The following is a 2,715-nucleotide window of genomic DNA, read 5'->3' as shown; positions in this document are numbered from 1 at the left end:
GCCGCCGGGGGCTGTCACCGCCCGGGCCGGGTGGGCGCGCCCCGGGCGGCGTGCGCCCTCCCCGCGCCCCCCCCCGCGCGGCCCCCCCCCCCCCCCCCCTCGACAAGTACGCCCCCGCCGCCCGGCGGGCCAGGCGGCGCTCCGCCGGACTGGGCCTGCTGGCCTGGATCGTCGGCATCGTCTTCTGCCTGCCGGCGCTCTGGATGCTGCTCACCTCCTTCCACTCGGAGGCCGACGCGGCGACCAACCCGCCCTCCCTCACCGCCGGGCTCACCCTCGACAGCTACCGGGTGTTCTTCGGCGAGGGCGGCGGCGCGAGCCCCTGGCCGCCGCTGATCAACTCCGTGACCGCGTCGCTCTTCTCCACGCTCTTCGTCCTCCTGCTGGCCCTGCCGGCGGCGTACGCGCTCTCCATCAAGCGCGTGGAGAAGTGGACGGACGTCATGTTCTTCTTCCTCTCCACGAAGATGCTGCCGGTGGTCGCCGGGCTGCTGCCCGTCTACCTCTTCGCGAAGAACGTCGGCATGCTGGACAACATCTGGCTGCTGGTCATCCTCTACACCTCGATGAACCTGCCGATCGCGGTGTGGATGATGCAGTCCTTCCTCGCGGACGTACCGGTCTCCATCATCGAGGCCGCGCAGGTGGACGGGGCCCGGCTGCCCACCGTCCTGCTGCGGGTGGTGGCCCCGGTCGCCGCCCCCGGTATCGCGGCGACCTCGCTGATCTGCTTCATCTTCAGTTGGAACGAGCTGCTCTTCGCCCGGGTGCTCACCGGGGTGACGGCGCAGACCGCCCCCGTGTTCCTGACGGGCTTCGTCACCAGCCAGGGGCTCTTCCTCGCCCAACTGTGCGCGGCCTCCGTCGTTGTCTCCCTGCCGGTGCTCGCCGCAGGTTTCGCCGCCCAGGACAAGCTGGTCCAGGGCCTTTCTCTTGGAGCTGTGAAGTAATGAGGGCTGCGATCGTCGAAGCCGTCGGCAAGGTCTCCGTCACGACGGTTCCCGACCCCACCCCAGGCCCTCGGGACGTCGTCGTCTCCGTTGCCGCGTGCGGACTGTGCGGCACCGATCTGCACATTCTCCAGGGCGAGTTCGCGCCCACGCTGCCGATCATCCCGGGGCACGAGTTCGCCGGTGAGATCGTCGGGATCGGCGCGGACGTCACCGAGCTGGCCATCGGCGACAAGGTCGCCGTCGACCCGTCCCTGTACTGCAACGAGTGCCGCTACTGCCGGACCGGACGGGGCAACCTGTGCGACCGGTGGAACGCGATCGGGGTCAGCAAGCCGGGCGGCGCCGCCGAGTTCGCCGTGGCGCCCGTCGCCAACTGCGTCAAGCTGCCCGACCACATCGACGTGAAGGACGCGGCCCTGATCGAGCCGCTCTCCTGCGCCGTACGCGGATACGACGTGCTCAGGTCGACGCTCGGCGCCGAGGTGCTGATCTACGGCTCGGGCACCATGGGCCTGATGATGCTGGAGCTGGCCAAGCGCACCGGCGCCGCCTCCGTGGACATGCTCGACGTCAACCCGGAGCGGCTGGCGACCGCGGGCAAGCTCGGCTGCTCGCGCTCCGGCGCCTCGGCGGACGAGTTCGACCGGCCCACCGGCTGGGACGTCGTCATCGACGCGACCGGCAACGCGGGCGCCATCCAGGACGGTCTGGGCCGGGTCGCCAAGGGCGGTACGTTCCTCCAGTTCGGCGTCGCCGACTACGCCACGACCGCCGTCATCGAGCCGTACCGGATCTACAACCAGGAGATCACGATCACCGGCTCCATGGCGGTGCTGCACAGCTACGAGCGGGCCGCCGCGCTCTTCGCCTCCGGGGTGCTCGACCCGGCGGTCTTCATCAGCGACCGGCTGTCGCTGGAGGAGTACCCGCAGGCCATCGAGAAGTTCAAGGCGGGCCAGGGACGCAAGATCGTGGTCCAGCCGTGACCGAGGTCCCACCCGGCGCCGTACTCGTGATGGGCGAGGCGCTCATCGACCTCGTCCCCGTCACGGACGGCCCGGAGACCTACCGGGCCCAGTCCGGCGGCGCGCCCGCCAACGTCGCGGCCGGACTGGCCCGGCTCGGTACGCCGAGCTGGTTCGCCGGGGCGCTGGGCGGCGACGGCTTCGCCCGTCTGATCGAGCGGCGGCTCGCCGACGCGGGTACGGAACTCGGCCTGTGCGCGCGCTCGGAGCTGCCCACGACGCTCGCGGTCGCCGACCCGGGACCGGACGGCACCGGCTACCACTTCCACCTCGACGAGACGGCGACCTTCCGGCTGCCGGACCACACGGCCCAGGTGGAACGGTTCGCCGCCGTCTACGTGGGCGGGGTCGCCGCCGTCGTCGAACCGGCGGCCGGGGCCGTCGCGGCCACCGCCCGTGCGGGCGCCGCGCGTTCGCTGCTGGTGGTGGACCCCAATGTGCGCGAGGACCGGACGATCGACCCGGCGACCGCCTCGCGGCTGCTGCGCGAACTCTGCTCGCTGGCCCATGTGGTGAAGGCGAGCGACGAGGACCTGGCCCGGCTCTGGCCGGACACGGACCCCGACGAGAGCGGCCGGCGGCTCGCCGCGGAGGGGCGCCTGGTGGTGCTCACCCGGGGCGCCAAGGGCGCCACGGCGTGGGGGGGGGGCGCGGGGGGGGGGGGGGGGGCCCCGCGGGCCCGCGCCGGGGGGTCAACCAAACGCCCCCGGGGCGCGGGGGTGTGCGGGGGGGGGTAA

General features: G+C 72.7%; 3 protein-coding genes. All 3 read left to right on the top strand.

Annotated elements, in window-relative coordinates:
* The first annotated feature begins 50 nt into the window (after positions 1 to 50).
* The 3 genes from ACFXPK_RS20455 to ACFXPK_RS20445 are packed head-to-tail and all read left to right on the top strand — an operon-like array spanning position 51 to position 2,715.
* Positions 51 to 950 carry a carbohydrate ABC transporter permease gene (locus tag ACFXPK_RS20455; RefSeq protein WP_385077312.1) on the top strand — a complete coding sequence of 300 codons (900 nt, stop codon included), beginning with the start codon at positions 51 to 53 and terminating at the stop codon, positions 948 to 950.
* Positions 950 to 1,939 (top strand): zinc-dependent alcohol dehydrogenase family protein, encoded by a 990-nt coding sequence (locus ACFXPK_RS20450; protein ID WP_384999520.1) that lies wholly within the window; start codon positions 950 to 952, stop codon positions 1,937 to 1,939. The genes ACFXPK_RS20455 and ACFXPK_RS20450 overlap by 1 nt, the downstream gene beginning before the upstream one ends.
* On the top strand, positions 1,936 to 2,715 hold the full coding sequence (locus tag ACFXPK_RS20445) for a PfkB family carbohydrate kinase (protein ID WP_385077292.1): 780 nt from the start codon (positions 1,936 to 1,938) through the stop codon (positions 2,713 to 2,715). The genes ACFXPK_RS20450 and ACFXPK_RS20445 overlap by 4 nt, the downstream gene beginning before the upstream one ends.

It is taken from the genome of Streptomyces sp. NPDC059142 (genome assembly GCF_042755665.1).
GTDB lineage: Bacteria > Actinomycetota > Actinomycetes > Streptomycetales > Streptomycetaceae > Streptomyces.
The sequence above is the reverse complement of the archived record's forward strand: the minus strand, read 5'-3'. Positions and strand labels throughout refer to the sequence as shown.